This window comes from Bacillus sp. N447-1 (assembly GCF_022701035.1).
Lineage (GTDB): Bacteria > Bacillota > Bacilli > Bacillales > Bacillaceae_G > Bacillus_A > Bacillus_A cereus.
On the sequence record NZ_CP065509.1, the window covers coordinates 2,790,001 to 2,797,500 of the forward strand.

Below are 7,500 nucleotides of genomic sequence, written 5' to 3' on the forward strand. Positions count from 1 at the left end.
TCAATTTTCTTAATTACATTTATCAATTACTAGATCTTCTCGAACATAATTACAAAAAGATAAGTGTAATCATACCGAACTATAATTATGAAAAATACTTACCTGCTCGAATCAAATCAATCTTAAACCAAACCTACCCTCTTTACGAACTAATTTTCTTAGACGATGCCTCCACTGATCATAGCGTATCAACTTTTAAAAAGCTGCTCTCAAAAGAAAATAAGCCCCATCTGAATGTTCAACAGATTATTAATGATAAAAACTCTGGTTCCGTATTTAAACAATGGATAAAAGGAGTCTCTGCAGCAACTGGTGATTATATTTGGATCGCAGAGGCCGATGACTTATGCGATAAGACATTTTTACAAGAGGTGATACAGGGGTTTTATATAAATAACAATATTACCTTAAGTTACACACAATCAAAACAAATTGATGAACAAGGAAATGTATTGGCTAATCATTATTTAAATTACACAAATGATATCGATAAAGAAAAATGGAAAGGCCCCTATTTTCGAAAAGGCGTCGAAGAAATACAAGATACGTTACTTATCAAAAACACTATACCTAATGTTTCAAGTGTAGTTTTTAAAAATATAGATATGAAGAAAACAGAAAAACAGTTAGAGAAGTTCAAAATAGCTGGTGATTGGTTTTTCTATGTTTCTCTTCTTACAGAGGGAGATATTTACTTCAATCCATCCCCCTTAAACTATCATAGACGACATTTAAATAGCGTAACGAGAACAGAAGATTCATACTCCCATTACAATGAAGTTGTACAAATGCAAAATTTCATTAAAGAAAGATTTACTATCGACGACATTTCTAAAATGAAAATGTATACATATAGAAAGCATCTTAAAGCATACTTAAAAATTTAAACATGTGCTTTCTATGCCATCAATATCTCTTGTAAGTTGCTACTATTACTTAAGGGAGGAATACTCTTTGAAAGACTTTATAGAGGAACATAAAGATTTAATTTCTCAAATCGCACACAACTATAATGTAAATGCAAGTATCCATCCTGAGGATCATATCTTTCAGTTCATTGTCACTAATCCCGTCTTCCCATCAAAAAAAGAAGCGATAGATTACTACTTTAAAGATGGGCAAAACTCAGCACAAATACTCTTAAACTTAATTACTTCCCTTTATCCTCCTACAGGCAATCCAATTAAATTGTTAGAATTTGCATCCGGATACGGCTGCGTAACACGTCATTTATTAAATCTACAAGCGAATTCGAGTATAACCGCTTGCGATATACACGAAGAGGCTATTTCCTTTATTGAAAACAAATTAAATAATTCTTCTATATTATCTCATCCTGAGCCTGAACAGTTAAAATTGGACTCCTCTACGTACGATATCGTTTTTTGTCTATCCTTTTTCTCTCATATGCCTGATACAACTTGGTTTCGTTGGCTGCAAACATTGTATAACGCTGTTTCACCTGGTGGTTTATTCATTTTCACAACCCATGGCTATCAAAGCAAAAAATACTTCGGGTTTCCAAATTTAAATGAAAAGGGCTATTGGTTTCTCTCTTCTAGTGAACAATTCGATTTAGATGTGAATCAATACGGACAAACGATAGTTAGTCCCTCTTACGTGTGTGACAAAATTAAATTATTACCCCATAACCCAATTATCAAAAAGTATACTGAAGGATTTTGGTGGGAACATCAAGACCTTTGGGTTATAAAAAAAGAAGCAAAATAATAACCCACGCTCTGCTTATACAAGTAGAGTGTGGGTTATTATTTTTTACTATATAAGAACTCTTCAATCCATAGCTTATTTAATCTAATCCCATGTTTAAAATCTATTTTAGGTTCCCAATTCAATTCTTGTTTTATCTTATCAATATTTAAAATGATTTTTTGAACGTTCTCTTGTTTTTGTTTGTAACAGATAAAATCCACTTTTCTTTCTGTTATTTTCTCTAATTCCACTATAATTCGTTTTAAAGAAAGACCTTTGCCACTCCCTATATTGTATACGCAAGATTTCAATTGATTTAATTGTGCTAGTTGTATAGTAATTTCAACTAAATCATCGATATAAATATAATCTCTAATAATCTCCTCTGGATTCCCATATATATGAATCCTTTCATTACTGAGATGCTGGTACAAAAAACAATTTATCGCCCCTACTTTTTTTAAGGGGTTTTGGTATTTTCCATACGGATTAGAATATCTACATACAACATAATCTATTCCATATTTTCTCTTATAAAAATACAAATAATTCTCCAGCGAAACTTTTGTTATTCCATATGGGGAAAGTGGTCTTAATGGATGTTTCTCATCAATAGGCAAATATTCAGGTTCACCATAAACTGTGCCTCCCGAAGAAGCTAATATAATTTTTTTAATACGAAAATCTTTAACACTTTCCATGAAATTAAGAAAAAATAGACTGCTATTAATATCACCGAAAACATCTTCAATTGAAGTTGCTACGTTAGACGTCGCAGCTAAATAAATAATAATATCTATATTCACTAAAGCCTTATATATATCCTCAACATTTTTAAATCACCTTTAATAAATTCAACTTCACTTACAATATTTTGAGGAAAATTATTTATATGTCTGGAAAATACTTTTACATTTTGCCCTGTTTCAATAAACCCAATGCGAGGTTGATACCAATGAAACTATTTCCACCTACTATTAAATAATTATTCTTCCTCATAATATCATCTCTCTAGTAATAAATTTTTCCGTCGTCAAACCTAAAAATATACACAAATAAACTGGATCATTTCGATTATTCATCTTCTTATCATTGTATGTTTGTTATAAATTTTCATTATCTTTATTTTCTATTTTCATTTTAGAATAGCTTCCTTATTCAGATTGACTGCAAAAACACTCATAATATTTACTCATCCCCATGAATATATTTAATAAACAATCCTCACTTGTTTAACCCATAAAAAAACGTCTACATACACAAATTTCCCAAAAAGGAGTGCTGAACTCATGAAGAATATAAATCAAGAACTTTTAAATCATGTAATTCTACATAAAGATCGAATTCCGCATTACCATAAAGACTTTCCAATTATACTATTTTGGAGTCATAGAAGCGGATGCACCGCGTTAGCTAATTGGTTCTTTTTTCAAATCGGATTATTTACTGAAGCAAAGAAATACAATGACTTTATTCATTACTATGAGTTCTGGGTGTATAAGAACAATACAAATTACATACCAGAGTTACAAAATGGTCTTCTAGAGGGTAAAAAGGATGTTTGTAAACTTGTGCGAAATCCCTATACAAGGGCTGTCAGCTCATTTCTATTACTTGCTGACAACCCATATGCTAGCCCTCAATGGGAAAGTATCCGTCATTATTTTTATAATGACAAATATAGTAATCAAGGAATATCATTTAAACAATTTTTATATTACGTTCAGGCATTCAGCTCCAATTCTCTAGCGCTAGATATACATTTTAGTCAACAATACGTCCCTGGTGAAGAAAACTTCATCCAATGTTATATTCCTTTAGAAGATTTTAATACACAAATCACCAAACTAGAACACACGTACGATTTGATAAAATCCCCTTTAGCACTTCTTACAAATTCAGATCATCATCGCGCACACAAGATGATTTATGCAGGGAGCTATGCAGAACTTAGCATTACAGATACAGACTTCCCACGATTTCCAACATACGAAAGCTTTTATGATAAAGAAACTATGGATTTAGTTACAGAAATATACGCACAGGATTTTGAAATGTACCCATACACGAAAGGGATATTTTAAGTCTATACATTTTCCCATGAATAAAAGCTGATGCATCGCATAGCATAAAGTGAAACTTTAATTCGATTGGGGGTTCTCTTCAACTGATTATTCCCTTCTCCTAATCGCAATTTTAAAAAATACCTAACTTTCACCCATTCCCCCTTTGATTTCGCTGATTGTTGACGTGTATCATACTTTCCATAAATAGATTGCATTTAACATAGGAGGGATGTCGTGTGGAAATCAATTTGAAACACAATAATGGGTACTGCGTTATTTGCGAAAAGAAAGCTACATTTATAGAGCATAATGATTGGCTTAGAGATCATTATTTATGTTCTACATGTAACTCTATACCAAGGCAGCGAGCTTTTATCCATGCTTTGCATACATTTTTTCCAAAATGGGATTCCTATAGTATCCACGAATCCTCTCCTGGAGGAATTACAACTCAGCTACTATTAAAAAACTGTAAAAACTATACTTATTCTCAATACTTTAAAAATTATCCTCTTGGCCAATACTTTCAAGGTATTAGATGTGAGAACTTAGAAGACATGACTTTTGAAGATGAATCTTTTGATTTATTCATTACTCAAGACGTTTTTGAGCATGTAATGACGCCAAACAAAGCCTTTAAAGAAATAGAACGAGTATTAAAACCTGGCGGCGCTCATGTATTTACTGTCCCTTGGTATCATACACTCACAAAAACTGTGCAAAGAGCAAGAATGAATCAAGAAGTGATTGAATATATTGAAGAGCCCATTTATCATGGAAACCCTATTGATGAGAATGGATCTTTAGTAACGTTCGATTGGGGGCAGGATATGATTGAATATATTTATATACACGCAAACATGTATACCATTGTTTATTTACAAAAGGATAGATCACTAGGGTTAGATGCTGAATTTTTACATGTTTTTATTAGTAAAAAGCAAGAAAATAAAGTTTAATCACTATATAATTCGGAGGTTTAACAAATGAATAAATTTAAGTTAGGAAGTGATTTTGATCATCTTGTTAATTCACTATCTGATGTCGAACTTCTAAATTTATTTATACAAAGTTGTTCACAAACAACGATAAATGAGGTTCCCGTACCTAGGTTTCCTCCTGAAGAAATTCAAAAACAATTTGTAGGTGCTTCCTATGAACATGCTCTTTACGAAGCATATTTGTTTTATAGACATATAAAAGAATACGCCCAAAATTTAGGGGTTCCCTTGAATAAAGAAAGTAAAGTTTTAGACTTCGGCTGCGGATGGGGAAGAATTATACGCTTCTTATTTAAAGATGCCTCTGATCAAAATTTACTTGGCATTGATGTCGATCCTGCGATGATCACACTTTGTAATGAAACACTAGGAAGAGGGATATATAAAACAGCAAGTCCACATCCCCCTGTAGAATTTATTAGTAACAATTCATTAGATATCATATTCGCTTATTCTGTATTCTCACATTTATCCGAAGCAACTGCCGAAAATTGGGTAAAAGAATTTTCAAGAGTTCTTCGCCCTGGTGGAATCTTCATCGCAACAACACAAGCGCGCTATTTTCTTGATTTTTGTCAACAATTCCAAGAACATCCTGAATTAATTCAAACAGGATGGCATAAAACTTTATCTCAAGCTTTTCCAGATATACATCGCGCCATCTCGGATTATGAAAACGGCAAATTTGTTCACAGTCCTACTGGTGCAGGAGATGTTAGAAATAGTAGTTTTTACGGAGAAACTGTTATACCTAGGACTTATATTGAAAATCATTATGAGAAATATTTAAAGCTACAAGACTTTTTTGATGATGTAAATCGATTACCACAGGCCCTCTTTGTCCTTCAAAAAATTTAATTCCTTTCATTCAACGTAATAAATTTCATGACGAAAAGCACTTTCTATTTCAGCTATATATCAAATTACCTAATACTCTCTTATTAAGTAAGCTTAAAAAAATCCAATACATACCATAAAAAGACAGTAAACAGATAACATATCTCTTGTTTTAAAATTGCTTCACCAAATCAAGAATAACTTCCCAACACTTGAACTACGAAAAACATGAGGGGGATATAACTTGAAAATAATTGCTTTTTACTTACCACAATTCCATCAAATTAAAGAAAATGATCGATGGTGGGGGAAAGGATTTACTGAATGGACAAATACTAAAAGTGCACAACCTTTATTTTCAGGACATTATCAACCTAGGGAACCTTATCAAGATTTTTATTACGACTTAACTACCCCCTCCGTAAGAAAGTGGCAAGCGGAAATCGCTAAAGCATACGGTATATATGGTTTTTGTTATTATCATTACTGGTTTAAGGGAAAAAGACTATTAGAAACACCCTTTAATGAGGTACTAAAGATGAAGGAACCTGACTTCCCTTTTTGTCTTTCTTGGGCAAATGAACCATGGACAAAATCTTGGGATGGTCTCGATAAACATATATTAATGCCTCAAGACTACGGAGATATATCTGATTGGAAGGAACACTTTGATTATTTATTACAGGCTTTCCAAGATGAGAGATATATTTATATAGATAATAAACCTCTATTCATTATTTATCGTCCAGGACATATTCCTGATTGTGAAAAAATGCTTAATTACTGGAATGCATTAGCGCGAGAAAATGGTTTAAAAGGTATATACTTTGCTGAAACATTAAACAGTTTTCCACTACCTAATATAAATGGATTCGATGCCAGCATTCAGTTTGAACCTTTCTATACAATTGCCCATGATAGCTCTTCAGACATAAATAAGGTAATATATGATTCTGATATGCAATTAAATGTTTGGGACTACGATAAAGTATGGATGTATATATTACAACGATCGCTCCCAAAGAAAAAAACATTTCCCGGGGCTTTTGTTGATTGGGATAATACTGCACGACGTAAAAACGCGAATAGCAGCATCTTTGTAGGTTCTACCCCTGAAAAGTTCACCATATATTTAAGCAAGCAAATTCATCGTACTTACTCTTTTTATAACAGCGAGTTTTTATTTATTAACGCATGGAACGAGTGGGCGGAAGGAACTTACTTAGAGCCAGATAAAAAATATGGATTTTCTTATTTAGAAGGGGTTAAAAATGCAATTGATAGAGGTATGAAAGCATACAAAAAAGACGAGTCATTCTGACTCGTCTTAAAGTTGCTTGGCGACGTCCTACTCTCACAGGGACAAGGTCCCAACTACCATCGGCGCTAGAGAGCTTAACTTCCGTGTTCGGTATGGGAACGGGTGTGACCTCTCTGCCATCATCACCAAACTATGAAGGCATATTCCTTCAAAACTAGATAACATTGCTACATATTATATGGTTAAGTCCTCGATCTATTAGTATTCGTCAGCTCCACATGTCACCATGCTTCCACCTCGAACCTATCAACCTGATCATCTTTCAGGGATCTTACTAGCTTACGCTATGGGAAATCTCATCTTGAGGGGGGCTTCATGCTTAGATGCTTTCAGCACTTATCCCTTCCGCACATAGCTACCCAGCTATGCCCTTGGCAGAACAACTGGTACACCAGCGGTGCGTCCATCCCGGTCCTCTCGTACTAAGGACAGCTCCTCTCAAATTTCCTACGCCCACGACGGATAGGGACCGAACTGTCTCACGACGTTCTGAACCCAGCTCGCGTACCGCTTTAATGGGCGAACAGCCCAACCCTTGGGACCGACTACAGCCCCAGGATGC

At 33.8% G+C, this 7,500-nt stretch carries 6 protein-coding genes, 2 rRNA genes and 1 pseudogene (2 of these 9 cut by a window edge); 6 read left to right on the forward strand and 3 right to left on the reverse strand.

All coding sequences use genetic code 11. From position 1 onward, the window contains the following. A protein-coding gene (locus IQ781_RS13970; protein ID WP_060634649.1) for a glycosyltransferase crosses the window boundary here: on the forward strand, positions 1 to 887 show its end. Its footprint begins 1,045 nt before the window's first position; the window shows 887 of its 1,932 coding nt (coding positions 1,046–1,932); its start codon lies beyond the left edge, outside the window; its stop codon occupies positions 885 to 887. 67 nt (positions 888 to 954) lie between these two features. Next, positions 955 to 1,731, forward strand: a complete 777-nt coding sequence (locus IQ781_RS13975) for a class I SAM-dependent methyltransferase (RefSeq protein WP_060634650.1) — start codon at positions 955 to 957, stop codon at positions 1,729 to 1,731. Positions 1,732 to 1,769: 38 nt separating this feature from the next. Here the strand turns inward: IQ781_RS13975 and IQ781_RS13980 are convergent. Beyond that, positions 1,770 to 2,712 (reverse strand): annotated as a pseudogene (locus IQ781_RS13980) (NAD-dependent epimerase/dehydratase family protein). Between the two features lie 290 nt (positions 2,713 to 3,002). Between IQ781_RS13980 and IQ781_RS13985 the strand changes: the two are divergent. The 4 genes from IQ781_RS13985 (at position 3,003) to IQ781_RS14000 (ending at position 6,938) form a co-directional block, all read left to right on the forward strand. Further along, complete coding sequence (locus IQ781_RS13985) at positions 3,003 to 3,797, forward strand: sulfotransferase family 2 domain-containing protein (protein ID WP_000790047.1); 795 nt, start codon at positions 3,003 to 3,005, stop codon at positions 3,795 to 3,797. Positions 3,798 to 4,015: 218 nt separating this feature from the next. Beyond that, positions 4,016 to 4,738, forward strand: a complete 723-nt coding sequence (locus tag IQ781_RS13990) for a class I SAM-dependent methyltransferase (protein ID WP_060634651.1) — start codon at positions 4,016 to 4,018, stop codon at positions 4,736 to 4,738. A 27-nt stretch (positions 4,739 to 4,765) separates the two neighbouring features. Continuing rightward, complete coding sequence (locus IQ781_RS13995) at positions 4,766 to 5,638, forward strand: class I SAM-dependent methyltransferase (protein WP_060634652.1); 873 nt, start codon at positions 4,766 to 4,768, stop codon at positions 5,636 to 5,638. A gap of 223 nt (positions 5,639 to 5,861) precedes the next feature. Continuing rightward, positions 5,862 to 6,938, forward strand: a complete 1,077-nt coding sequence (locus IQ781_RS14000; RefSeq protein WP_050229089.1) for a glycosyltransferase WbsX family protein — start codon at positions 5,862 to 5,864, stop codon at positions 6,936 to 6,938. A 14-nt stretch (positions 6,939 to 6,952) separates the two neighbouring features. Here IQ781_RS14000 and rrf read toward each other — a convergent pair. Both rrf and IQ781_RS14010 read right to left on the reverse strand, forming a co-directional pair. After that, positions 6,953 to 7,068 (reverse strand): 5S ribosomal RNA (gene rrf / locus IQ781_RS14005). A 48-nt stretch (positions 7,069 to 7,116) separates the two neighbouring features. Next, positions 7,117 to 7,500, reverse strand: a 23S ribosomal RNA gene (locus tag IQ781_RS14010) (it continues 2,525 nt past the right edge of the window).